This is a genomic window from Actinospica sp. (assembly GCF_035552695.1).
GTDB lineage: Bacteria > Actinomycetota > Actinomycetes > Streptomycetales > Catenulisporaceae > Actinospica.
The window spans coordinates 1-23,981 of record NZ_DASZKT010000008.1 but is presented as its reverse complement, the minus strand read 5'-3'; the positions used below and the strand labels follow the sequence as shown (position 1 = coordinate 23,981).

The 23,981-nt window shown below is 70.1% G+C and carries 17 protein-coding genes; 12 read left to right on the top strand and 5 right to left on the bottom strand.

Going from position 1 to position 23,981, the window contains the following annotated elements; all coding sequences use genetic code 11:
- Window positions 1–341: 341 nt before the first annotated feature.
- Genes VG296_RS01490 through VG296_RS01475 form a run of 4 tightly spaced genes read right to left on the bottom strand, consistent with a single transcriptional unit; the run spans window position 342 to window position 9,872 of the window.
- Window positions 342–2,249, bottom strand: a complete 1,908-nt coding sequence (locus VG296_RS01490; RefSeq protein WP_325562193.1) for a DUF2264 domain-containing protein — start codon at window positions 2,247–2,249, stop codon at window positions 342–344.
- A gap of 11 nt (window positions 2,250–2,260) precedes the next feature.
- Window positions 2,261–4,408, bottom strand: coding sequence for an ROK family protein (locus VG296_RS01485; RefSeq protein WP_325562192.1), 2,148 nt, complete (start codon window positions 4,406–4,408; stop codon window positions 2,261–2,263).
- Complete coding sequence (locus VG296_RS01480; RefSeq protein ID WP_325562191.1) at window positions 4,401–7,556, bottom strand: alpha-mannosidase; 3,156 nt, start codon at window positions 7,554–7,556, stop codon at window positions 4,401–4,403. The genes VG296_RS01485 and VG296_RS01480 overlap by 8 nt, the downstream gene beginning before the upstream one ends.
- Before the next feature lie 36 nt (window positions 7,557–7,592).
- Window positions 7,593–9,872, bottom strand: a complete 2,280-nt coding sequence (locus tag VG296_RS01475) for a glycoside hydrolase family 42 (protein ID WP_325562189.1) — start codon at window positions 9,870–9,872, stop codon at window positions 7,593–7,595.
- A 334-nt stretch (window positions 9,873–10,206) separates the two neighbouring features.
- Between VG296_RS01475 and VG296_RS01470 the strand changes: the two genes are divergently transcribed.
- From VG296_RS01470 to VG296_RS01425, 10 genes are all read left to right on the top strand, one after another.
- Window positions 10,207–11,556 carry an ABC transporter substrate-binding protein gene (locus VG296_RS01470; protein WP_325562187.1) on the top strand — a complete coding sequence of 450 codons (1,350 nt, stop codon included), beginning with the start codon at window positions 10,207–10,209 and terminating at the stop codon, window positions 11,554–11,556.
- 4 nt (window positions 11,557–11,560) lie between these two features.
- Window positions 11,561–12,460 carry a sugar ABC transporter permease gene (locus tag VG296_RS01465; protein ID WP_325562184.1) on the top strand — a complete coding sequence of 300 codons (900 nt, stop codon included), beginning with the start codon at window positions 11,561–11,563 and terminating at the stop codon, window positions 12,458–12,460.
- Entirely contained in the window at window positions 12,457–13,383 is a 927-nt protein-coding gene (locus tag VG296_RS01460; RefSeq protein WP_325562182.1) for a carbohydrate ABC transporter permease, read from the top strand. The genes VG296_RS01465 and VG296_RS01460 overlap by 4 nt, the downstream gene beginning before the upstream one ends.
- Window positions 13,384–13,397: 14 nt before the next feature.
- Complete coding sequence (locus VG296_RS01455; RefSeq protein WP_325562180.1) at window positions 13,398–14,063, top strand: ThuA domain-containing protein; 666 nt, start codon at window positions 13,398–13,400, stop codon at window positions 14,061–14,063.
- Window positions 14,060–15,175, top strand: coding sequence for a Gfo/Idh/MocA family oxidoreductase (locus VG296_RS01450; protein WP_325562178.1), 1,116 nt, complete (start codon window positions 14,060–14,062; stop codon window positions 15,173–15,175). Before VG296_RS01455 ends, VG296_RS01450 begins: the two co-directional genes overlap by 4 nt.
- Window positions 15,176–15,190: 15 nt before the next feature.
- Window positions 15,191–16,162 carry a hydroxyacid dehydrogenase gene (locus VG296_RS01445; protein ID WP_325562176.1) on the top strand — a complete coding sequence of 324 codons (972 nt, stop codon included), beginning with the start codon at window positions 15,191–15,193 and terminating at the stop codon, window positions 16,160–16,162.
- Window positions 16,163–16,237: 75 nt separating this feature from the next.
- Entirely contained in the window at window positions 16,238–17,209 is a 972-nt protein-coding gene (locus VG296_RS01440) for an aldo/keto reductase (protein ID WP_325562175.1), read from the top strand.
- Window positions 17,210–17,215: 6 nt separating this feature from the next.
- Window positions 17,216–18,115 (top strand): NAD(P)-dependent oxidoreductase, encoded by a 900-nt coding sequence (locus VG296_RS01435; RefSeq protein ID WP_325562173.1) that lies wholly within the window; start codon window positions 17,216–17,218, stop codon window positions 18,113–18,115.
- A complete protein-coding gene (locus VG296_RS01430; RefSeq protein WP_325562172.1) occupies window positions 18,112–18,711 on the top strand; it encodes a TetR/AcrR family transcriptional regulator in 600 nt (199 codons plus the stop codon). The genes VG296_RS01435 and VG296_RS01430 overlap by 4 nt, the downstream gene beginning before the upstream one ends.
- A gap of 68 nt (window positions 18,712–18,779) precedes the next feature.
- Window positions 18,780–20,132: an MFS transporter gene (locus tag VG296_RS01425; protein ID WP_325562170.1), complete on the top strand. Its 1,353-nt coding sequence runs from the start codon at window positions 18,780–18,782 to the stop codon at window positions 20,130–20,132.
- Between the two features lie 18 nt (window positions 20,133–20,150).
- Here the strand turns inward: VG296_RS01425 and VG296_RS01420 are convergent, their stop codons facing one another.
- The gene (locus VG296_RS01420; protein WP_325562168.1) at window positions 20,151–22,172 is read right to left on the bottom strand and encodes an alpha-galactosidase; all 2,022 of its coding nucleotides are present in this window, start codon (window positions 22,170–22,172) and stop codon (window positions 20,151–20,153) included.
- 371 nt (window positions 22,173–22,543) lie between these two features.
- Here VG296_RS01420 and VG296_RS01415 point away from each other — a divergent pair, with 371 nt between their 5' ends.
- Both VG296_RS01415 and VG296_RS01410 read left to right on the top strand, forming a co-directional pair.
- Window positions 22,544–23,500 carry a helix-turn-helix transcriptional regulator gene (locus VG296_RS01415; protein WP_325562166.1) on the top strand — a complete coding sequence of 319 codons (957 nt, stop codon included), beginning with the start codon at window positions 22,544–22,546 and terminating at the stop codon, window positions 23,498–23,500.
- A 181-nt stretch (window positions 23,501–23,681) separates the two neighbouring features.
- The coding region (locus tag VG296_RS01410) for a putative Ig domain-containing protein (RefSeq protein WP_414641041.1) at window positions 23,682–23,981 on the top strand (300 nt) is incomplete at its 3' end.

Below are 23,981 nucleotides of genomic sequence, written 5' to 3'. Positions count from 1 at the left end.
GGCGGCTGACTATCGCCGCGCGATGCGCAGGCGCGGGCAAGCTCGTGTCGGCCAGGCCAGTGCGGATGAACAGGCGCAGTTGCGGCGCGATTCCCATGCGATGCGAGCCGCGATCACCCAACCCAGGACGATGCTCAAGGTTCTCCTACCTGACCCCGACATCAACGAAGCCGCGCAGGCGATGGTGAACACGGCCTACCAGATCAAGGAAGCCGCTGATTCCACTGAAGTAAGTGCCGCACAGGAGAGAGCGCGGGCCGCCCAGGACACCTTCGTAGAGTTGGCTGCACGGTACTTCGCGGACGGCCCGGGAGCGCTTGAACCGAGTCGTCAGCCAGGCTCTAGAACAGTTCGCCTACTGCGAACTCGTCGCGACGGCCGTCGGTCCAGGTCGCAGCGAGCTGATCTCTGACCACCGTCACCTGGACCGGCACGGGAACGCTCGCGGTGCGGCCGAGGCGGTGCAGCGACACGTACAAGGTCGGCAGGTCCGGAGCCGGGGCGGCGGTCAGGTAAGGGACCGCGCTGTATTCGCCGAACGCGTTGCCGCCCTGGTAGCGGGCGACGCCGGCGCCGGTCCAGCCGTGCAGCGGTACCAGGTCGACGGTCAGATCGCCGCTGTGCACCAGCGTGTCTACGACGACCGGCTCGCGCGCGTCCGCGAGCGCGAAGGAGCCCTCGCGCGCTGTCCAGCCCGCGGGGGCCGTGACGAGGTGGGCGCGCAACTCCGTGCCCTGATGCAGCACTGAGAGTGTGACCACGCGCGCGCCCGGCAGGTCTGTGCCGCCGAAGCGCGGTCGGTACCAGGAGGCGGCCCAGCCGTCGCCGGTCGCGGTGCCGCGCAGGCCTGCTCGCTGCGTGGACCGGCCCCATTCGTCGACCAGCGCCAATTGGCCGTCCACGCCATCGGTCCACGCGTCGCCGACGCCCGGCGCGGTGTGCGTGGAGTAGCCGATCGAGGCGTAGTTCGGGTCGCCGTTCTCCCGGTCCGGATCGTCGATGTGGTCGCTCGCGTGATTGGCGATCCGCACGACGCCGTCGCCGGACTGGACCACCCAGCCCACGCCATGCAGCGTCCTGACATGGTCTTCGTGCCGCTCGGACTGCTGCGGCCGCTCGCGCTCGGTCCACAGCGGATGGTCTGCGGGGGCGGCCAGGCCGAGGAAGCCCATCCCGGCGAAATAGGGCGAGCCGGGGCCGCTGTAGACCTGGCACATCGGCAGGAATTGCGCGGCGCCGTGGCCGAGAGTCGGCGGTCCATCGACGCCCACGCCGAGGTCCGTGTAGTGGCGCAGGACTCCGGAGGCCAGGCGGCGTATCGCGCCCGGCGACTCGTTGCCGACCCCGGCCAGGCCCGCCGCCCACAGCCCGCCGAGCACCGCCTGCCGGTACGTCAGCGAGCGGCCGTGGTGCAGCGGGGAACCGTCGGCGGCGAAAAGCAGCGCGTAGGAATCGGCGAACTCACCGAGCCGGGCACGGAAGAGCTCCCGCCGCTCGGACGGCTGATCGGTGAGCTCGTACCACTGCCACAGGAACGTCTGGATGACCCACGAGTTGTAGTGATCGACGCGGTTTCCGTGTCCGGTCACGGCGCTGATCGGGCCGTCGTTGTACCAGCCGTCGCCGAGATACCAGGACTCGGCGCGGTCGACGTCGGGCTGCGCGTGGCCGCCGGGCACGTCGTAGCCGACCGAGCGCACGAACGCCTCGATGACCGCGGTGAACAGCAGCCAGTTGTTGTCCGAGCCGTGCTTGGTGGCGTGGTGGGTGAGCCAGTCGGCGAGCTGATCGCGCAGCTTGCCGTCCAGCCGGTCCCAGACCCGCTCGCGGCTGAGCGCGAGACCGAACGCGAGGTTCGCCGCCTCCACGATCGGCTGCGGCGTCCCGCTCCAGCGCCTGATCCGCAACTCGTCGACGCCGATGGCCCGGCCCCAGTGGTCGGGACCGCCGGGCTCCATCGCGGCGGCGAGGCCGCGCGCGTACCAGCCCGCGTGGTCGTGCGGATCATCGGCCCGGCCGGCCAGCAGCGGCGCCGCGATCAGGAAGCTGCGCGCGAACCCCTCGATCCCGTCGCTGCGGATGCCCGCCCCCGAGGGCCTGCCGGGCGGGGTGATCAGACCGCCGGAGGGCGAGGCGTGCTGACGGGCGGTCAGCAGCCAGTGATCGGCCACCGCCTCCCAGTGGTCCCTGGTCCAGCCGGTGCGGGGGGACAGGTCACGGTCTTCGGGAGGCAGTCGCAGTTGCGTCATGGCTCTCGTCCTCACAGGGTGCGGCGCAGGCGGGGCGTGAAGGTGGAGTGGAAGATGGTGGAGGCGGCGCCGACGGCCACGGCCTCGCTGCTGCTGACGGAGCGCTCGACCCGGACGCGGCGCAGCCGTCGCGCGGTGGGGTAGGCGTTGACCGCGTGCTCGACCTCGGTGAGGTAGATCTCGGCGACGTCCTCGGTGAAGAAGGGCCCGCCGATCACGACGAGGTCGATGTCCAGCAGATCGATCAGGGCGAGCACGCCCTTGCCCACGGCCTTCGCCGCCTGACGAACCGTCAGGCGACTTTGCTGACGCGCGGCCGTGCGCGAGGGCTGGTCCGCCGGGAGGAAGCTCCCCGGGTTGCATTCCAGCAGCAGTTCGGGCCGTCCGGACGCGTCGATCCGGCCGAGTGTCACGGCGCAGAGCTGGCCGAACTCGCCGGCGTTCGCGGTCAGTCCGCGGTAGAGGTCGCCGTTGAGGAAAAGCCCGGTCCCCACGCCCGTCCCCAGATAGAGGTAGACGAAGTCGCGCGCGCGGCTGCCGCGGCCGATCCAGCGTTCGCCGACCGCCGCGGCCGAGCAGTCCTTCTCGATCACGATCGGGCAGGAGAAGCGCCGCTCGAGCAGCGTGCGCAGCGGCACGTCGCGCAGCACCGACATCAGCGGCGGGTCGAGCACCGTGCCGGAGACCGTGTCCACCGGGCCGGGTGTGGCCACGCCGATGCCGAGGAAGCCCTGCTCCCAGCGGCCGCGCCCGGCCTGTTCGAGCACTGTCTCGCCGAGGTCCGCGATCTGCGTCACCACCGCGCCCGGGCGCGGGTCCGAGGTGATCGGCTCGGCGTTCCGGGCGACGATGCGGCCCGAGAGGTCGACGAGCACCGCCGTCAGCACATTGGGATCGATGTGGATGCCGAGCGCGTGCGCCGCGTCGTCGCGCAGCCGGACCGGGCTGCTCGGCTTGCCGACGGCCGAGTGCCGGCGGCGCTCCTCGACCAGCAGGCCGCGCTGGATCAGCGAGCGGGAGATGCGCGAGACGGACTGCTGGGTGAGCCGGGTGCGTTCGGCGATCTCGCCGCGGGTGATCGGGCCCTCCAGGCGCACGGTCTCGATGACCACGCACTCGTTGAAGGAGCCGAGGTCGATCTGATTGGCCCCGCCGCCGGCCGACGGCGACTGGACCGGCGGCGCGGAGCGGGCGCCGTTCGACACCGGCAGCGGCTCGCGGATCCAGCGGACCCGGCTGCGCGCGGCGCCGTCCGCGAAGCGGCCGAGGGCGGAGGCGAGGTCGAGCAGCACGCGCGTCGAGGACTCCGGGTGCCGGGCGGCGTCCAGCGCCAGCATCGCGCGCACGAAGGAGATCTCACCGGTCCGCTCGGGCGGCTGGTGGACCGTGATGCCGAGCCGCGCGCAGCGCCGCTCGATGTGCGCCTCCCACACGCCGGGCGGCTGCGGGCGCAGGATCACGGCGTGCAACTCCGGTTGCGCGTGAGTGCGGCGTACCGCGTCCAGGAAGGAGACCACGCCCTCGGGATCGGGCGCCGGCGGCTCGGGCGCCTCCGCCGCGGCCGTGGCGGCATTCGTCATCGCGGTGCTGACGGTGGCCAGCGCGTACGGGTCGAGGACCGGACCCGGGGGCGGCGGCACCGGAGAGGCGGGACGGCTGGCGAGGACGAGCAGCGTGCACTCGGCGTCGAGGTGCAGGCCGACCAGCCACAGGTCGCTCGGTTCCAGCGCGGGGCTCACCGGCACGCTCGGGATGGCGAGCTGGCTGCCGGTCAGGTTCCAGCGGCGGCGGGTCTCGGCGACGACGGTGTGCGAGCAGCCGAGCCGGCGGGCCAGCAGCCGCGACGTCCGGCTGTCCGGTGTCGCCGTCAGCACGCTCACCACGATCTCGCCCTCGTCCACCGCCGTCGGACGGCCGGTGCGTACCCGGTCCCGCAGACCGTCGACCCCCTCGGCGGCGTAGCGCTGCCGCCAGGTGGTCACGGTCTGCCGGGAGACGCCGAGGCGCCGCGCGATATCCGCGTTGCGCAGGCCCTCGGCGGCGAGCAGCACGATGGAGGCCCGCAGCGCCTGCGGGCCCTCACCGTCGGCCCACCGGCGCAGCACCGGGTGCCCCTCGGCACCCGGTGCCACGCCGGCGATGGTGGGCAGGTCAGGCATCTGCCGTGCCCGGGGTCAGGCGCAGCGTGCGGATCTGGAACGGACGCAGCGTCAGGTCGAACGCGCCGGCCTGCTGCGGCAGTTCGGCGGTCGGCTTCTCCAGCAGGTTCGTCTCCTGGACCCGCGCCACCGGGAACCCGACCGTCAGGCTCGTGCTCGCCCGGCCGCCGCGGGCCTCGTACAGCCGCACCACCACGTCCCCCGACTGATCGTCGGCGAGCTTCACGCTCTCCACGACCACGTCGGGACTGTCCACGACGACCAGCGGCCGCGGGTCGTCGCCCGCCGCGGTGGGCCGCAGCGGCAGGTTCAGCGCGTGGGCCTGCGCGAGCGCGACGCGGGTGTCGGCGCCGGGAACCACGGCGTACGTGAAGCGGTGCCGTCCGAGGTCGGCCTGCGGGTCCGGGGAGTTCGGCGCACGCAGCAGCGTCAGCCGCACGATGGTGGTGCTGCCGCCCTCCGGCCGGGTCTGCCGCGAGGCGTCGTAACCGTAGGTCGAGTCGGTGATCAGCGCCGCGCCCCAGCCGTGCTCGCCCACGTGCACCCAGCGATGGGCCCACGCCTCGAACCGCGCCGCGTCCCACGAGGTGTTCTCGTGCGTGGGCCGGTTGAGGTGGCCGAACTGGATCTCCGCCGAGGTGTGCTCGGCGTGCACGTCGAAAGGCCAGGCGGACTTGAGGACGGCGCTGCGCTCGCGCCAGTCGATGTCCGTGGCGATGTCGAGGCGCTGCGCCCCGGCCGCCAGGCGCACCTCCTGGACCAGGCTCGACTCCCCGAACGGCCGCTCGACGCGGACGACGGCCAGCAGCGGCCCGTCCTCGATGAGGGAGACCGTCGCCGGAGCGCCCTGATCGGCCGTCAGGTCCTGCCGGGTGTTGCGGTAGTGGCGTTCGAGGTTCCAGGCGGGCCACAGGTTCGGCTCGTCGCGGTGCAGCTGGAGCAGGTTGCCGGCGCCGCCCGGGGCGATCGCGTCCCGGCCGGTGACGACGTCGCGCACCGAGCGGAGCAGGCCGTCGGCGTCGACGTGCGCCTCGATCAGCCCGTTGGCCAGCAGGTATCCGCCCGCTGCGATCGCGGTCACGGTCACCGGCGACAGCTCGTGCAGATCCGTCAGCAGCGTGCCGCCGCCGAGGGCGCCGGCCGATGCCGCCGCCGCGTGCCGCCCGTCGGACAGGGGCTGCGCGGCGACGCCGGACGGGGGAGCGCTGGGAAGCAGGACCACCTCGCGGCGATCGTGCGCCGCCGCGTTGAGCACGCCCGTCGCCTCGCCGGTGCCGGTGCCGGTGCCCGCGCCGAGGGCCGCGGCGGCACGGGAGATCAGCGCCTCGAGCCGCTCGTGGATCCGGCCGAAGACCTGCTCGGCCTCGCGGTGCACCCAGGCGATGGACGTGCCGGGCAGGATGTCGTGGAACTGATGCAGCAGCGTCTGCTGCCACAGCTCGTCGAGTTCCTCGTACGGATAGGCGGCGCCGGTGCGCACGGCCGCCGTCGCCGACCACAGCTCCGCCTCGCGCAGCAGGGCCTCGGAACGCCGGTTGCCGCGCTTGGTCCTGGCCTGGCTGGTGTAGGTGCCGCGGTGGTACTCGAGGTAGAGCTCGCCGCGCCAGACCGGAGCCGCCGGATACTCCGCCTGAGCCGTCTGGAAGAACTCCGACGGGTTCTGGATCTCCACCCGCGGCGAGCCCTCCAGGTCGCGCAGCCGCCGCGCGCGCTCCAGCATCTCCCGGGTGGGTCCGCCGCCGCCGTCGCCGTGCCCGAACGGCGCGAGCGAGGTGCTGGCGACGCCCTTGTCGCGGAAATTGGACTGCGCGTGCGCGAGCTGACGGCCGGTCAGCTCCGCGTTGTAGCTGTCGATCGGCGGGAAGTGCGTCAGGATGCGGGTGCCGTCGATGCCCTCCCACTCGAAGGTGTGGTGCGGGATTTCGTTGGTCTCGCTCCAGTGCAGCTTCTGCGACAGGAACCACTCGGCCCCGGCCAGCCGCGCCAGCTGCGGATACGCGGCCGTGTAGCCGAAGGAGTCGGGCAGCCAGACGCCGTCCTGCTCGATGCCGAACTCCTCGGCGAAGAAGCGCCGCCCGTAGATCAGCTGCCTGGCCAGCGACTCGCCGCCGGGCATGTTGCCGTCGGCCTCCACCCACATGCCGCCGACGGGGACGAACGTGCCCTCGCCGACCGCCTTGCGGATCCGCTCGAACAGCTCGGGCCGGTGCTGCTTGACCCAGGAGTACTGCTGCGCCGATGAGCAGGCGAAGACCAGCTCCGGGTACTCCTCGGTGAGCGAGAGCACGTTGGCGAAGGTGCGCACGCACTTGCGCACCGTCTCCCGGATCGGCCACAGCCACGCCGAGTCGATGTGCGCGTGGCCGACGGCGCTGATCCGGTGCGCCGCGCCGTACGCGGGGCTGGAGAGCACCTCGACGAGTTCGCCGCGCGCCGCGGCGGCCGTGCCGGGCACGTCCCGCGGGTCGGTCGCGTCCGCGGCGCGCTCCAGCGCCCGCATGATCTCGTGCCTGCGCGGGCTCGCCAGGTCGAGTTCGCGCATCAGCTGGTCGAGCACCTCGACGTCGTGGATCAGTTGCCAGACCTCCTCGTCGCGCACCGCCAGGTCGGCGGAGACGAGGCGGTAGAGCGGGGTGTCGCCGGCCGTGGCCAGGTCGCCGAAGTGCGTGTTGCGGCCCTCCGCGCTCTGGATGCCGGGGTTGGCGGCGGCCTCGACGAGGAAGTCGACCCGGGTTCCGGCGTCGGCGCTAGCAGCGATGAGCACGGCCCGGTTCATCGGGTGCAGGCCGTGCAGCGCGCGCCCGTCGAGGGTGTGCACCAGGCCCTCCGCCTGTCCGCCGGGTCCGCGCTGGACGTCGAATCCGAGGTCGATCACGGCCTCCACCCGCCGGCCGGCCCACTCCGGCGGGATCTCGCCGGAGAAGCGGAACCAGGTGGTGGACCAGGGACCGCCCCACGGCTCGCCGACGGCGAACGGCAGGTAGTCGGCATCCGGTACCTGCAGCACCTCGGCCACCGGCACGGGCTCGCCGGGCACGTGCCAGGCCTTGACGTTCAGCTTCGCCTGGGCGGTGTAGAGGGCGGGTCGGACCAGTTGAGTGAGGTACCGCGTGATGCGGTCTTCTACCAGCTTGCGATCGTCGTGCATGGGTGGAGCGGTCCCTTCGGGATCGGTTCTACTGCGTCAGTTGCCGGCAGCGAGCGTCACACTGCTGATGTAGAGCGGCAGGTTGGTGTTGGTCGCGGCCAGTCGCAGGTCGGCGCTGAGGTTCTGCGCCTCCGCGAACTGCGGTCCGGTCAGCGTGACGGTCGCCGTCTGCCAACTGCCCGTTCCGCTGCCGGCCACGGTCGGCCCGCCCAGGTACGCGCTGCTCGGCGCGTCGTACTGCACCTGGAACCCCTGTCCCGCGACCGACCAGTAGGTCACCGTCGCCGTGACGGTCGACGCCGTGTAGACCTGGCTGGACGGGTCGATCTGCAGGTAGGCGTTCGCGCTGCCGACACCGGTCTGCGCGGTGGTCCAGGTCTCGAAGGCCGCTTGGCCGCCCTGCGTGGTGACGGTCAGGTTGCCGTCCGCGCCCGCGCCGGTGGCTCCGACGTTGAGGAAGACGAGGCCCGAGCCCGCACCCGTGGGGTCGTCCGCGGCGTCGGCGGTGACGCTGCTCGAGCCGCCGCTGGTGACCGGGCAGGTGGCCGGCACCGGGGTGCCGGCGGGCGCCGCTCCCGGGACGACGTTCCACTGGTCGAGCTGGGCGGAGGCCATGGTCACCGGGACGCAGACGCTGCCGTCGCCGAGCGTCGTCTGCGCCGGGACGTTCCCGGTGAGCGCGTCCACCACGTGGTACGTGCCGCCGACGAGGTTGAGCCCGGCCGGGTTCAGCGTGACCGAGCCGGTGTAGCCGAAGTACGCGTTGACCTCGCCGAGCGTCACGGTGGCGCTGCGGTGGTTGAAGGCGGTCGCCGGGACGACCTGAAGCGCGTGCGCGCTGGTCAGCTGCGCGTACGCCGGGGCGTACTGGCTGAGCTGCGAGCCGCTGGTCAGCAGCGTTCCGCCGGCCTGCTGATACGCCGTCAGGTTGGCGTCCACGCCGTTCAGCGGGAGCACGGCGCGGTAGTGCGACAGGCTGTCCGCGTGGTTGGCCAGTTCGTCACTCGTCACCACGGCGAACCCGGACTGGTAGCCGGCCCACAGCGCGGCGATCGCGTTCTCGACGCTGGAGAGGCTGCCGCCCGAGGCGTTGCCCCACGCCGTGGAGTAGTCGATGTAGACCGCGACCGGCTGCTGCGGGTAGGAGCCGGAAATGTTCTGCAGCACCGGCAGCCAGGACGTGAAGATCGGGTATCCGACCACGTCCTTGGTGGTGCCGTCGTGGATGAAGAAGTCCTCGCCGCCGCCCTCCGGCAGTTCCATGGCGTAGTTCGCCAGCCACTGCGCCGCCTCGGTCGGATACAGGTTCTCGGTCGTGGGCGTCCATTCCATCGCCAGCTTGACGTGGTAGGCGCGCGCCAGGCTGGCGAAGGTCAGCGACAGGCCGGGCGACGCGGCCGCGTCCTCGAGGATGGTGACGTTGTACCGTCTGGCCAGGTTGAAGAACACGTCAGGCAGGTTGCCGATGTCGGGGGCGTTGGATATGTGCCCGCCGAAGTAGTAGTACAGCGGCGTGTTCGTGAACCGACGGATGTCGGCGGTGAGGCTGCCGTACGTAGCCTCGACGCTCCACTGGCGGAAGTCCTGGTAGACGTTCGCCAGCGCGGCGCCGGGAACGGCCGCCGGAACGTCGTCGAAGGACGCGTAGCCGGTTCCGTTCTTGGTGTTGAAGTTCGCGATGGTGCCGTACGTGGCGGGCAGCCAGGTGCTGTGGAAGTACGCGATGTCGGCCGCGGCCCAACCGCCGTCGCCGTTGTTGCTCCACTGGGCGTCGAGCCGGCCGTAGTTCAGGTTCGATCCGCCGTAACCCGGGTTCCTGGCGATGTGCTTGATGGTCGTCGTCACATACGTGAAATACGCGGACTGTTCGCTGAGATCCCACCAGGCGGGCGCGATGCCGGTGCCGCCGGTGCTGGTCACCTCGAGGTCGGTGATCCAGGGCGCGGGGCTGCCGCGCCAGCCGGACTGCCAGAAGATCGGCACGAGCCGGATCCCCGCGGCGCTGGCGCCGGCCAGCTCCTGGTCCAGTTCGGTGAAGCTGAACGTGCCCTCCGAGGGCTCGAGCGACCCCCACGGCATGTTGAGCTCGGCGCTGTTGATGCCCTTGGCTTTGAGCGCCGCGAAATCAGCGGTGGACCACGGCGTGCCGTTGTTGTCGAACTGCAGCTGGGTGGACCAGAGCTCGTTCTGCGAGGACCCGGCCTTCGTCGCGGTTGTCGGACTCGTCGAGTCGGCGGCGGCGAACTGGGCCGTGAGCAGCGTGGCGGCGAAGCAACAGAGTAGTGGGGCCGCTCCACGTCGAACCGTGTGCAGCATTCGGCTCCCCTCCAAAGGGGTGTCGGTGAACGGGTGGGTTGGCCTCCAGCACGCCGTCGGCGGCGTGCGGGTTATGTAATACCAAGAGTGTTACTGCGACAAGACGTGTTCCGAGGTTTTCCGTACGGAGCACTCTGACCTGCCCGTATGACATATAAAAGGTAGCCACTTACAGGCCTGGGCCGTCAGATAAGTCATTAGGCGTCCGCAAGCCTTGACCCTGCCGCGCGAGCGCCTCAATACTGCGGAAGCCTCCAGAACAGGGGTGCCGCACCGAGCGCGCACTCCGCCGTCGGCCGTGATCCCACTCTCCACAAAGTTGTGAGGAGCCGTCATGGCCAGAAATACCCGTCCCAGTCGTCTTGTCGCCGCCGTTACCGCCGGCGTGACGATCGCCGCCGGACTGACCGCGTGTAGCAGCGGCAGCAGCAACCCGGCGGACACCCTCGTGATCGCCGAGTGGACCAACCCGGCGGCCGTCGCGCAGACACAGGCGGTCGACGCCCTGTTCGAGAAGCAGCACCCTGGCGTGCACATCCAGCTCGAGGACGCGCCGACCGCGGCCAACGCCTGGCCGACCCTGCAGGCCAGCCTGCTGGCCTCGAAGAACGTCGACGTCCTGGCGCAGTTCGCGCAGAACCCAGCGGACTATCCGCCGGCCTCGGTCAACAAGAAGCCGTCCGGCACCGCCGCGCTGATCGCCAACGGACAGTTCATGGACCTGTCCAAGCAGTCGTTCATGTCGCGCTTCGACACGACCACGCAGCAGTACACGATGGGCTACAAGAACGGCATCTACGGCGTGACGGTCGCCGAGTACGTCAACAACACCGGCCTGTTCTACAAGAAGGACATCCTGGCCAAGTACGGCTTGTCCGTGCCGACCACCTTCACCGAGTTCATCAACGACCTGAAGACCCTCAAGTCGCACGGGGTCACGCCGATCTACGTGGCCGGCAAGGACGGCTACCAGAACATCATCTGGGCCGGCATCGTCAACCAGTTGCTGATGGAGAACAAGCCGGCCGCCGAGGCCGCGTCGGTCTACCTGCAGCGCGCCGAGGACTTCCTGAACGGTTCGCAGAACTGGAACAGCCCGCTCTACCAGGAGGCCGCCCAGCGCTACGAGCAGGTCATGTCCTACATCGAGCCGGGTGCGGGCGGCGCCTCCGCGCAGAGCGCTCCCGGGGAGTGGGCCGTGCAGAGCGACAACTACGCGTTCTTCGTGGACGGCTCGTACGACGGCAACACCATCGCGCAGGACAACTCGAAGCTGAACTTCGGCTTCTTCGCGATCCCGGGCACCGACACGGCGAGCTGGAACCGCGCGGCGCTCGCCCCCGACCTGTCCTGGACCGTCCCGACGTTCTCCAAGCACCAGACGCTGGCGCTGCAGTGGATCGACCTGTTCACCCAGCAGACCCAGTACGCGGCCTGGATCAAGGCCACCGGCTCGATCTCCACGGAGCCCTCCGTGCCGACGCCGACGCTGTCCTGGACCGACTGGCTCGCCACCAACGCGTCCACCGGCTACGTCAACTCCAGCCAGCCGTGGATCCCGGACGGCGCGAGCAAGGAGGCGGGCGGTCCGGTGCTGACGGCGATGCAGCCGTTCGGCTCGCAGTCGCCCAGCGACGCGCTCTCGCAGGCCGCCGGCGCGTACAAGTCGACTGTGGGGCACTGAGCACATGGCTACAAGCCCCTTCGGGACGCGGCGGACGCGGCGGTGGATCCCCTGGGCCTCCATCGCCATCCCGTCGATCGGCTGGCTGATCTTCGGCCTCTATCCGTCGCTGGCCACCGTCTTCTACTCGTTCACCCAGTACTCGGGAGAGCCGGGCACGCCGCTCAACTTCTGCGGCCTCTGCAACTACCGCGCGGCCTTCAGCGGCTCGTACTCCGACTTCTCCGGCGCCGTGATCACGACGCTCAAGTACGTGGTTGGGGTGACGGTCCTGCAGATCGTCATCGGGCTCGCACTCGCGCTGCTGCTGCAGCACAAGCGGCGCGGGTACGGGCTTTACCGGGCGCTGATCTTCATGCCGCAGATCTTCTCGGTGACCGTCGTCGGCGTGCTGTTCTCGCTGGTCCTCGATCCGCAGACGGGACCGGCGGAGAAGGCGTACTCGGCGCTGTTCGGCGGCACCAACGCCTTCCTGGGCAGCAGCACCTGGGCGCTGCCGATCGTCATCCTAATCAATGTCTGGATGTTCACGGGCTACACGATGCTGGTCTACATCGCCGGCCTGCGCCGCATCCCGAAGGAGGTCTACGAGGCGTCCTCGATGGACGGGGCCGGGCGGTGGCGGACGTTCTGGAACATCACCTGGCCGCTGCTGGCCCCGGCCACCACGGTCAACGTGTTCCTCACCGCCATGGGCTGCGTCGGCGAGTACGCGCTCATCCTGGTGATGACCGACGGCCAGTACGGCACCAAGACGCTCGGCTTCTACATGTTCGACGAGGCGTTCGGGCTGCAGCCCTCGGCCGGCTACGGCGCGATGGTGGCCATAGCCATGTTCGTCCTCACCGTGGTGATCGGCGGCGGCCTGCTGTTCGGCCTGCGCCGACGGGAGGTATCGCTGTGACCGTTCAGACCCAGACGCGGCCCCGGACCGGACCGCGGACCCAGCCCCGGCCGCGGCCCCGGCTCCAGCGCTACGTACGCGTCGGCGGGACGCAGCTGCTCTGCCTGGTGATCTCGGTGGGCTTCTTCGCCCTGCCGCTGATCTACCTGGTGCTGCAGGCGTTCAAGCCGTACCTGTCCTTCCTGCAGGACCCGACCGGCCTGCCGCACCCGTGGACGTTCTCGAACTTCAGCCAGGCCTGGACGCAGGGCGACTTCTCCACGGAGATGCTCAACAGCATCCTGTACTCCGTGGTGCCGGACGTGATCACCCTGGTCCTCGGGGTGTTCCTGGCCTTCCCGATCTCCCGCGGCTACTTCAAGCACTCGAACGCCCTGTACGCGTTCTTCGTGTTCTCCGGGTTCCTGCCGGCCGGCCTGATCCCGCTGTTCATCGAGGCGCAGAAGCTCGGCCTCTACAACAGCCGGTTCGGCTACCTGGTCATCAACTCGCTGGCCGGCGCGGGATTCTTCTTCTTCGTCGGGTACATCAAGACCATCCCGCGGGAGATCGACGAGGCGGCGGCGATGGACGGCTGCGGCTACGTGCGCTTCATCTTCACCATGATCATTCCGCAGATGAAGCCGGCCCTGGCGACCTTCGGGGTCTTCGGCTTCGTGGCCGCCTGGAACAACCTGATCCTGCCGCTGGTCATGCTCAGCGACCCGGGTCTGTGGCCGGTCACCCGCGGCCTGTTCGCGTTCTTCGGCCAGTACTCCTCGCAGTGGCCGGTGGTCGCGGCGGCCACGGTGATCGTCGCCATCCCGATCCTGATCGTCTTCGTGATCCTGCAGCGGCAGCTGGTGGAGGGTGTCGCCGGCGGCGCCGCGACGGGAGCCCAGGGCGTCGGCCAGGGCCCGCAGGTTCAGGCCGTCGACAGCTAGTGAGAGAAAGGCACATGACGGAACAACAGAAATCGGCGCTGGTCGTGCGCGGCGGATGGGGCGGCCACGTGCCGGTCCCCGCCTCCGATCGGTACGCGGCGGCGCTCAAGGAAGACGGCTACGCGGTGACGGTCAGCGACACGCTGGACAGCTACCTGGACCGGGAGCTGCTGGCCGCCACCGACCTGATCGTGCAGTGCTGGACGATGGGTCAGATCACCGGTGATCAGGCGGTCGGACTCGCCGACGCGGTGCGCGCCGGCACCGGCTTCGCCGGCTGGCACGGCGGCATCATCGACTCCTTCCGGAGCGAGACGCGGTACCAGCTGATGACGGGCGGTCAGTTCGTCCACCACCCGCGCGAATTCACCACGTACCTGGTGCGTCCGCTGCCCGAGCACGCGGAGCACCCGGTGCTGGCCGGAATCGAGCCGTTCACGGTCACGACCGAGCAGTACTACCTGCACATGGACCCGGCGGTCGAGGTTCTCGCCGTCACCGACTACGAGGACGACCCCGACAATCCGGAACTCGCGGGCGTCGTCATGCCCGTCACCTGGACCCGGCGTTGGGGCGCGGGACGGGTCTTCGTCACCGCGATCGGGCACAACCTCGCCGACCTGGAGGTCCCCGAGGTGGACTCGATGATCAAGAAGGGGATGGCATGGGCGACTCGATGACAACGATGACAAACGGTCAGATCCTGCGGGTGGGGCTGGTGGGCGCGGGCCAGATCAGCGGCGCCTACCTGCGGACCTTCCCGCGGCTGCCGAACGTGCGGGTGACCGCGATCGCGGACCTCGACAAGGCGCGCGCCGCCGAAGCCGCGGACGAGGTGCCCGGTGCACGCGCGATGGCACCGGACGAGCTCTACGCGGCCGAGGACGTCGACCTCGTACTCAACCTGACCATCCCCGCGGCGCACGCCGAGGTCGCGCACGCCGCGATCGCCGCGGGCAAGCACGTGTACGGCGAAAAGCCCCTCACGGCCACCACCGCCGACGCTCGTACCCTGCTGGAGGCCGCGGACCTGGCCGGAGTGCGCGTGGGCTGCGCTCCGGACACCGTGCTCGGCACCGGAGTGCAGACCGCGCGCGCGGTGCTGGATTCCGGCGAGATCGGCGCGCCGGTGGCCGCGAGCGCGTTCATGGTCACCCCCGGGCACGAACGGTGGCACCCGGCGCCGGAGTTCTACTACCGCCCGGGCGGCGGCCCGCTGCTCGACATGGGCCCGTACTACCTGACCGCGCTCGTCACGCTGCTCGGCCCGGTGCGCCGGGTGGTCGGCATGAGTTCTAGCCCGCGATCCACCCGGATCATCGGCAGCGGTCCACGCGCCGGCACCGAATTCGCGGTCGAGGTCGCGACCCACGTCACCGGCGTTCTGGAACACGAGAACGGCGCGCTCTCCACACTCCTGATGAGCTTCGACGTCTGGGCCGGCGCGTTGCCCCGGATCGAGGTGTACGGGACCGGCGGCTCGCTGTCCGTCCCGGACCCGAACGGCTTCGACGGCGAGGTGCGGCTGTTCCGCGCCGGATCGAAGGAGTGGGAGCACGTGGCGGAGCGCGGCGGGTATCCGGGTGCCGCGCGCGGCTACGGCGTCGCCGACCTGGCGCGCGCACTGGCCGAGGGCGGCCCGCACCGCGCGGACGGTCGACTCGCGTACCACGTGCTCGACATCATGGAATCCTTGCTCGCCGCCGCCCGAAGCGGCGACTCGGCGACCGTCACCAGCACGTGCGACCGCCCCGCGGCGGTCCCCGCCGGTGCGCGGCCCGAGGAGCACTGAGACGGAGTCAGGGCTTTGACCGACCGACCCACGGCACTGTTCGCGATGACCCCCGCGAATCTCCCGAGGCTCTTCCCGCCCCCGGTGATCTCGCGCCTGTCCGAGCTGGTGGACATCGACCCCGGCGTCGTCGTCACCGACCTCGACCGCCCGGAGCTCGGCACGGCCGAACTCCTGATCACCGGTTGGGGATGTCCGCCGATCGACCGGCAGGCCCTGGACGGGGCACCGCGGCTTCGGGTCGTGCTGCACTCGGCCGGCACCGTCCGCGGTCTCATCACGCAAGCGTGCTGGGACCGCGGGCTGCTGGTCTCCTCCGCCGCGCACGCCAACGCGGTCCCGGTCGCCGAATTCACGCTCGCCGCGATCCTGCTCGCGGGCAAGAACGCCTTCTCGCGCAAGCGGACCGTCGTCCACACGGACCTGGCGATCGGCAATTATCACCGCCGCGTCGGCATCATCGGCGCGTCCCACGTCGGACGGCGGCTCCTCGAACTGCTGCGCCCGTTCGACCTCGCCGTCTCGTTATCAGACCCCTACGTCACCCCCGCCGAGGCCGAGGAGCTCGGCGTCACCCTGCTGCCCCTGGAGGACCTGCTGCGCGGCAGCGACGTCGTCAGCCTGCACGCGCCGAGCCTGCCGGAGACCCATCGGATGCTGGACCGCCGTCGGCTCGCCCTGATCCCCGACGGCGCCACGGTGATCAACACGGCGCGCGGCGCCCTGATCGACCACGAGGCACTGACCGAGGAACTGGCCTCCGGCCGCCTCAACGCCGTCCTCGACGTGACCGACCCCGAACCCCTGCCGGCGGACTCGCTGCTCTACCACCTGCCCAACGTCTTCCTCACCCCGCATATCGCCGGCTCCCTCGGCAACGAACTGGAACGCCTGGGAGCCGCCGTCGTGGCGGAGATCGCCCGCCTGGTCGACGGTCTTCCCCTCCGTCACCAGGTGCAACGCGCGGATCTGGAAAAACTCGCCTAGGACTGGAATATCTCGGCGGCTCGGTGGATTATAGAAACTGAACGTACAGTTTCGATATCTACGGAGGAGCGGACCATGAACACCACGACGTTGCGCACCGCACCGTTCGGAACGACCGGCATGCGGATCACCCGGATCGGCTTCGGCGCCTGGGCGATCGGGGGCGGGGGCTGGGAGTTCGGCTGGGGTCCGCAGCAGGACGCGGACTCCGCCCAGGCCATCGAGCACGCGCTCGAGCTCGGCGTGAACTGGATCGACACCGCAGCGGCCTACGGCTTCGGGCACTCGGAGGAGGTCGTCGGACGCGCCCTGGCCCGGGTCGGCGCCGAACATCGCCCGTACGTGTTCACCAAGTGCTCGCTGCTGGAGGGCCCCGACCGCCGCGTCGTGCACAGCCTGAAGCGCGACTCGGTGCTGCGCGAGGCCGAGGCGAGCATGAAGCGGCTCGGCGGCGAGCCGATCGACCTGTACCAGATCCACTGGCCCAACCCGCTCGAGGACATCGAGGAGGGCTGGGCGGCGCTGGCCGAGCTCAAGGAGCAGGGCGTCGTGCGGCACATCGGCGTCTCGAACTTCAACGCCGAGCAGCTCAACCGCATCCGCTCGATCGCCCCGGTCGAGACGCTCCAGCCGCAGTACTCCCTGGTCGAGCGCGAGGTCGAGGCGGAGATCCTGCCGTATGCCGAGGCCGCCGAGATCGGCGTGATCGTCTACTCGCCGATGGGCTCCGGCCTGCTGACCGGCGCGATGACCCGCGAGCGGATCGCCGGGCTCGCCGAGGACGACTGGCGCAAGCACGACGAGCGCTTCAACGAGCCGGAGCTCGGCCGGCACCTCGCGCTCGTCGACCGGCTGAAGTCCGTCGCCGCGCGGCACGGGACCAGCCCGGGGGCCGTCGCCGTCGCCTGGACGCTGCGCAATCCGGCGGTCGACGGAGCTATCGTGGGATTCCGCCGCGCCGACCAGGTCGACCCGCTGATCGCCGCCGCTGATCTGCGGCTCGACCACGCCGACGTGACCGAGATCGAGAACGGAACGGAGGCCTGAGCAATCATGTCCACCATCGGATTCATCGGGCTCGGCGCGATGGGCAGCCGGATCGCCGGCCGCCTGCTCGACGCGGGCCACGAGGTGCACGGCACCAATCGCACGCCGGCGAAGGCCGAAGCGCTCATCGAACGCGGCATGCACTGGCACGACACGGCGCGCCAGGTCGCGCGGGCCGCGGAGATCACGTTCAGCATGATCACCGACGACGATGCGCTGCGGGACGTCATGAAGGGCCCGGATGGCCTATTCGCGGGACTTTCCGCGGGCCACGTCCACATCGACATGAGCACGGTCAGCCCGCAGCTGAGCCGCGAGTACGCCGAGCGGGCGCGCGCGATCGGCGCCGAGCTGATCGAGGCCCCCGTCTCCGGCAGCATCCCCGCGGCCGAGGACGGCAGCCTGGTCATCATGGCCGCGGGCGACGAGGCGACGTTCCACCGCGTCGAGCCGCTGCTGCGCGAACTGGGCAGCACCGTCACGTACGTCGGTGCGAACGGCCAGGCGCTGCTGCTCAAGCTCGCGGTCAACATCAGCCTCGGCGCGCAGATTCTCGCGCTCAGCGAAGGGGTCCTGCTGGCGGAGCGCGGCGGCATCGACCGGAAGCTCGCCGTCGACGTCATCACCGGCAGCGCGGTCGGCTCGCCCGCGGTACGCGCCCGCGGCCCGCTGGTCCTCGACCTCCCCGATCAGGCGTGGTTCGACGTGAGCCTGATGCAGAAGGACATCCGCCTCGCCCTCGACGCGGGGATCGTCCTGAACGCCGCGCTGCCCTCGACCGCACTGCTCGACAGGACCCTGACCCAGGCGCGTGCCCTCGGCTACGCGCACCGCGACATCGCCTCGTTCTTCCAGACCCTGGCGCGGTCGGACGCCCGTCCCGGCGAGGATCGGGACGACGCATGACGACCACCGAGGCGCCCCCGGCCCGCGGCCGTCCCCGTGACGAACGCACCCGTGTCGCGATCCTCGACGCGGCCGCCGAGTTGATGCTGGAGAACGGCGTCGACAAGGTGAGCATGGACACGATCGCCGTGCGGGCGGGGGCGAGCAAGGCCACGATCTACCGCTGGTGGCCGACGAAGGAGAGCCTGGCGCTCGACGCCGTCTACCGCCAGTGGTCCGCCGCGCAGGCGGAGGCCGAGCCATCCGGCTCGGTCCGCGCGGACCTCGTCGCCCTGCTCACCCCGTGGAGCCGGCTCGCGGCGAGCAAGCCGTACGCCAGGGTCATCGCGGCGCTGCTCAACGCAGCCCAATCAAACCCCGACTTCGCGGTTCAGTACCGAGCCCATTTCGTCGAGCCCCGTCGGGAGCGGGGCCGCGAGATCCTCAACGCCGCGGTCCGCGACGGGCAGGTGCCGCCCGACACGGACATCGAGCTCGTACTCGACCTGCTGTACGGCCCGATCTACCATCGCCTGCTGCAGGGCCACGCCACCGTCGACGACCGCTTCGTCCGCGGCGTCGTCGACGTCGTCTGCGCGGGCCTGGGAATCTCCTAGCGGGCCGCGGAACCGCCCCCGTATACTGCCGAGGTCCGGTTGCACCTCTTACGGATACGGGGCGGAAGATGCGGATTTCGGGGACCTCGCGTGCCGTGGGTGACGCGCGCCAGGCCGTGCGCTCGGCGTTCGGCGGGCTGCCCGGGGCGTTCTGGTGGATCTGGCTCGGCACCCTCGTCAACCGGCTCGGCTCCTTCGTGCTGCCGCTGTTCGCCTTCTACCTCACCGGCCCGATGCACCGCAGCGCCGCCTTCGCGGGTGTGGTCGCCGCGCTCTACGGGGTCGGGGCGAGCGTCTCCGGCGTGGTCGGCGGCGTGCTCGCGGACCGGATCGGCCGCAAGCCCACGCTCGTGGCCTCGCTGAGCGCGAACGCGGCGAGCATCATCGCTCTCGGATACGCCCGCTCCCCGCTGTGGCTGTGCCTCGGCGCGCTCACCGTCGGGCTGGTCACCAACGCCTTCCGGCCCGCCACGTCCGCCATGATCGCCGACATCGTCCCCGACGCCCAACGCGTGCGCGCCTACGGCCTCAACTACTGGGCCATCAACATCGGCTTCGCCGTCGCGAGCCTGTCCATCGGCCTCGTCGTCGAATTCGGCTATCTGGCGCTGTTCTACGCCGACGCCGCCTCCACGCTCCTGTGCGTCCTGCTGATCGCCGTCTTCGTCCGCGACACGACTCCGCGCTCGGCCCCGACGCCGATTGCGCACGCGGCGTCGCCTACCTCGAACAACGCGGCCACCGATGCGCCCTCCTCCGACGGCCTCGCCACCGTGCTCCGCGACCGAGTCTTCATCACCTTCGTCGCCGTCTTCTTCCTGCTCCTGCTCGTCTTCCAGCAGTGCAACGCCGCCCAGCCGATGGCCATGGCCCACGACGGACTGACGGCCGCTCAGGTCGGCTACATCAGCGCGATCAACGGCGTGCTCGTCGTCGCGCTGCAACTCCCGCTCGTCCGCTGGCTCGAACGCTTCCCGGTCGCCCCGGTCCTCGCCGTCTCGGGTGTGGTCCTCGGCGTCGGCATGGCCGTTCCGTTGCTCGGCGGCAGCGTCGGCATCTTCGCACTCTCCGTCGTCATCTGGACCATCGGCGAGATCGGCTGCACCCCCATCTCCTCCGCCCTCGTCGCCCGCCTCGCCCCCGCCCACCTGCGCGGCCGCTACCAGGGCATCCACCAGATCGCCTGGTCAGGAAGCGCCGTGCTCGCCCCTCTCACCGGCGGTGCCGCCTTCTCCGCCTTCGGCGGCACCCCCGTCTGGCTCGGTTGCCTAGCCATCGCCGCCCTGGCCGCCGTCGCCATACTGCGCCTAGCTCCCGCCCTCACCCGCCGCCTAGCCCAAGCCGCCGCGGCCGCCGCGGTCGTGCTGCCCGACCAGGCACCCGAAGCATCGCCACTGGCCGCAGCTCTGGCGAGCGAATGAAGAGGGCCATGTGGCGTGTCAGGCTGCCGGCGGTGCGCTGTACGGCGCGGCCCAGGTCTGATTCACCTGGATCGAGTTGGGCGAGGCGCCACAGGCGTACAGGTCGACCGGTGTCGTGGGCGTCGTCGTCGAGCCGCCGTAGACGTCCAGGCATTTGCCCGCGCTCGCGGTCGTGCCGCCGAGCTTCAGATTCCCGTCGCGGTCGTAGGCCCAGGTCTGGTATCCCGGAGCCGACCCGCAGGGCGCGACGCCGACGAACTGTCCCTTGTCACTGGAATTGACGGTGCTGGTACTCGTTCCGCTCTGCGCGGTCAGGCACAGGGTGGCGTTGGCTTGCAGCAGTTGGATCGAGCCGTCGGAGTTCATCTGCCACTTCTGGTTCGCCGTGCCGGAGCAGGGATAGACGTCGACCGGATTGTTCGTCCCGGAGCCGGCCTGGTAGTTGTCCAGGCACAGCGACTCCTTGCCCCAGTCGTCGCGCGAGGCGGTGATCTGGCCGCGCGGAGTGAAGCTGCCGCAGGAGTTCTCCGGCGTCACCGTGAGCATCGCCGAGTCGTGCGAGGCGATCGACAGCGGCACCGAGCCCGTTGAGGTCGAAGTGTTGTGCGCCCACAGGTCGCGCACGTCGTAGGTGCAACCCGCGGAGTTGAAGCCGATCGAGGAGAGGTTCAGCGTGTAGCCAGCGGTCGAGGCGCCCTTGTTCAGCACGACCACAGCGCGGCTGCCGTCGGCCAGCGGCTTCACCACCACGTCGAAGCCCGAGGTGGCGTCCGGGGTCCCGTCGCTGTTCGCGGCACCGCCGAGAACCCGATATCCACCGGCCCCGAGCGCGTCCTGGTCGACGGCGATGACCTCGGTGTTGCCCAGGATCGCCACGGAGTCGGTCAGGTGCGTGGCCAGCGCGGGGTTGGTGGACCGGATCGAGGCGATGTATGAGGGTTCGAACTTGCGCGCGTCCGAGGAGATCACCAGCGGCGCGCCGAGGATCGACCACAGCGACATCTGGCTGCGCTCCTCGGCGGTCGTCATGCCGTTGTCGCCGATGAGCAGCATGTCAGGGTTGTTCCAGTTGCCTGGTCCCTGGTAGCGCGACAGGTCCAGGGCGTAGTCGTAGCTCGCGTACGGGCCCATCTGGTAGGCGCCGGAGCTGAAGGGCTGCCCCCAGGGGTCCGATCCGTCGCCGTACGTCCAGATGTCCGGGCCGATGCGCCAGGTCTGGCCCAGCGTGCGCACCCAGTCGAGGTCGGAGTAGAGCCCTGATCCCGGGCCCTCGCCGGCGGGTGCGGAGATGTCGAACAGGATGTTGCGTGCGCCGGAGTGGTTGGCCACCGCGGTCTTCAGGTCCTTCGACATCGTCGTGTCGAGCGTCTGCACGGGCGCGTTGTCGCCGCAGTTGTCGTACTTGAGCTGGTCGACACCCCAGTACGCGAACGAGTTCGCGTCGTTCTGCTCGTAGCCCTCGCTGCCGTTGGGCAGGTTCGGGGAGGTCGGAGTGGCCGTGCTGCACGTGTGCGTGCCAGAGGTCTCATAGAGGCCGGCCCTCGCACCGAGACTGTGCAGGTAGCTGACGTAGCTCGTCAACTCGGAGTCGAATCCGGGCTGGTCGTTGGCATTGCGGACGTCGGTGACTCCGCCCCAGTTGAGCGCGCCGTGGAGGTACCCCGAGCTGTTGCGGTACATCCAGCAGTCGTCGACGGTGACGGTCTTATAGCCGTCATTGATCAGTCCGGTGTCGGACAGGGCCTCGGCCTGGTCCTCCATGAACTGCTGGTAGGAGTAGTCGATCCGTTGGGTGGAGCCGTCCAGCGCGGGCAGCGGGGCCTGCGAGTCGCACTCGAAGCGGGCCCAGTCGTTGAAGCCCATCATCGGGGTGTCGGCGAGCGGGCCGGCCGAGGCGGCCGACGGGTCGTAGTTGGCGGCGGGGGCGTTGACCCCGTCGTTCGCCGATGCCGCGGGCGCGACCAGGGCGGTGGCCGTTGCCAGGACGACGGCTCCGACGAGCCAGGGGATGGATCTGCGACGACGTGCTGCACCGGACATGGCGACCGTCCTCCGCGACTGCGTGATTCTGCATGTTTTCCGGCTTATTGATCAAAAACGAGCAGGTGGGTTGTCGCCGATTGTGCACTCATGCGAGATGGCCGTCAACCCCTCGGGGCCGCATCTGCGCAGCTAGTGGTGTAGACCGCGGCGAGACTCGGCCGACTGCCAGCCCTTGACGCACGCGTGATCGGCCGCCTATCTTCTGCATGAAAATGCTTGATAGGCAATAGTCCGATCAAAAATGTGCAAGGCAAAACCCATTACGCGTTGCGGGCGCCGAAAGTATTCTTACTCGTCCTCGGGACGCTTGGCCGAGCGTCCGCGCTCAGCGGGCGTGCCGGGACCGTTCGGTGAAGGGAGCGCTACGTATGATGCAGCAGCCCGTGGGGCCCCGCGCCGGCCGCCCCGGATCACGCCTCGACGAACTGCTTCGGACCGGGCCGTTCGCGGACGCGCTGCGGGCCGCGATCCGGGAGAGCAAGCTCAGCCAGGACCGGATCGTGGACCGGCTGCGGCGGCGCGGAGTGCCGATCAGCCCCGCGACGCTCAGCCTCTGGCAGTCGGGGAGGCATCAGCCGGAGCGGCCGACGTCGCTGGCGGCCCTGAGTGCGTTGGAGACCGTGCTCGGTGTCGGTTCCGGGGCGCTTTCCTGCCTTCTCGAGCCTCCGCGCCCGCGCGGTCGGCGGTCCCGCCCGGTCGAGATGCCGGCGATAGACGCACTGGTCCCGCACCCGGACGCGATCCAGCGAACCCTGGAGAGGGTCGACAACCACTGGTCCGGTTCGATAACCCGGGTCAGCCACCACGACCGAGTCGAAGTCGGGGCGCACGGCGGCGAACTCGGCACGCGGACTCGCGAGGTGCTGCGCGCGACGGAGGACGGCCCGGACCGTTGCGTCTACTTCCACACCACCGACCAGCGTGGCGGTCCGCCGCCGGAGATCCGCCCGGTACGGGGCTGTCGACTGGGCGCAGCGCATGCCGAGCCCAGTGCCGGCCTGAGCACAGTCGAACTGCTGTTCCCGCATGCGCTGAGCAAGGGTGAGGCCGTCCTGCTCGAGTACTGCATCGTCCATCGCGAGCCTTATCCCAGTGACGGTTTCTACGTGCGCGGCTTTCGTAGGGCGGTGCGCGAGTACGTCCTCGAGATTCAGTTCACGCCGCCCGCGCTGCCTGTGCGCTGCGTACATTTCTGGTCGTCCGGAGCGAATGCGGACCCGGTCGACAACGAACGGTTGCTCACGCTCGACGAGGACCATCGCGCGCTGCTCGTCCTGGCGGACGTGGGCCCGGGTCGGCACGGCATTCGCTGGCAGTTCGATTGACCCCGGCGTCAGCCGACTGGCATGCCTTTGCTTTGCACAGCAGCGCTTTATCCTCCTTATACCCTAAAGAGTCAAGGGTCCCGGACTGATTGCCAAGGCCTCTTCCGCCGGGCAATCCCGGCATCCGGGCAGGCGCTTCGGGCGCCGAGAAAATCACAGAGTTCGACTGTAAATCTCTTAACTGACGCTCGTATCGCGCCATCCGCGATGCACGGATCGTCTCACTGGCCCCGGCAACCAGACCGGTAAGGTCGGCACCGCGGTCTGCCTGCAGGTGGCCGGGTCCGACTCGGCGTCCGACCAAGCGCTGACCTACTCGGCCACCGGCCTGTCGGCCGGTCTGTCGATCAGCTCCTCCGGCTTGATCAGCGGCACGCCGACGTCGGCCGCGACCTCATCGGTCACCGTCACCGCCACTGACTCCGCCGGCTTCGGTTGGACGGTCGGCGGCTCGGCGGGCGGCGGCGGTACGGTCACCGTC

Bases quoted from the DNA above. Each gene is read 5' to 3' on its own strand.
- VG296_RS01490 (WP_325562193.1), bottom strand. From the start codon at position 2,249: ATGACGCAACTGCGACTGCCTCCCGAAGACCGTGACCTGTCCCCCCGC.
- VG296_RS01485 (WP_325562192.1), bottom strand. From the start codon at position 4,408: ATGCCTGACCTGCCCACCATCGCCGGCGTGGCACCGGGTGCCGAGGGG.
- VG296_RS01480 (WP_325562191.1), bottom strand. From the start codon at position 7,556: ATGCACGACGATCGCAAGCTGGTAGAAGACCGCATCACGCGGTACCTC.
- VG296_RS01475 (WP_325562189.1), bottom strand. From the start codon at position 9,872: ATGCTGCACACGGTTCGACGTGGAGCGGCCCCACTACTCTGTTGCTTC.
- VG296_RS01470 (WP_325562187.1), top strand. From the start codon at position 10,207: ATGGCCAGAAATACCCGTCCCAGTCGTCTTGTCGCCGCCGTTACCGCC.
- VG296_RS01465 (WP_325562184.1), top strand. From the start codon at position 11,561: ATGGCTACAAGCCCCTTCGGGACGCGGCGGACGCGGCGGTGGATCCCC.
- VG296_RS01455 (WP_325562180.1), top strand. From the start codon at position 13,398: ATGACGGAACAACAGAAATCGGCGCTGGTCGTGCGCGGCGGATGGGGC.
- VG296_RS01450 (WP_325562178.1), top strand. From the start codon at position 14,060: ATGACAACGATGACAAACGGTCAGATCCTGCGGGTGGGGCTGGTGGGC.
- VG296_RS01440 (WP_325562175.1), top strand. From the start codon at position 16,238: ATGAACACCACGACGTTGCGCACCGCACCGTTCGGAACGACCGGCATG.
- VG296_RS01435 (WP_325562173.1), top strand. From the start codon at position 17,216: ATGTCCACCATCGGATTCATCGGGCTCGGCGCGATGGGCAGCCGGATC.
- VG296_RS01430 (WP_325562172.1), top strand. From the start codon at position 18,112: ATGACGACCACCGAGGCGCCCCCGGCCCGCGGCCGTCCCCGTGACGAA.
- VG296_RS01425 (WP_325562170.1), top strand. From the start codon at position 18,780: ATGCGGATTTCGGGGACCTCGCGTGCCGTGGGTGACGCGCGCCAGGCC.
- VG296_RS01420 (WP_325562168.1), bottom strand. From the start codon at position 22,172: ATGTCCGGTGCAGCACGTCGTCGCAGATCCATCCCCTGGCTCGTCGGA.
- VG296_RS01415 (WP_325562166.1), top strand. From the start codon at position 22,544: ATGATGCAGCAGCCCGTGGGGCCCCGCGCCGGCCGCCCCGGATCACGC.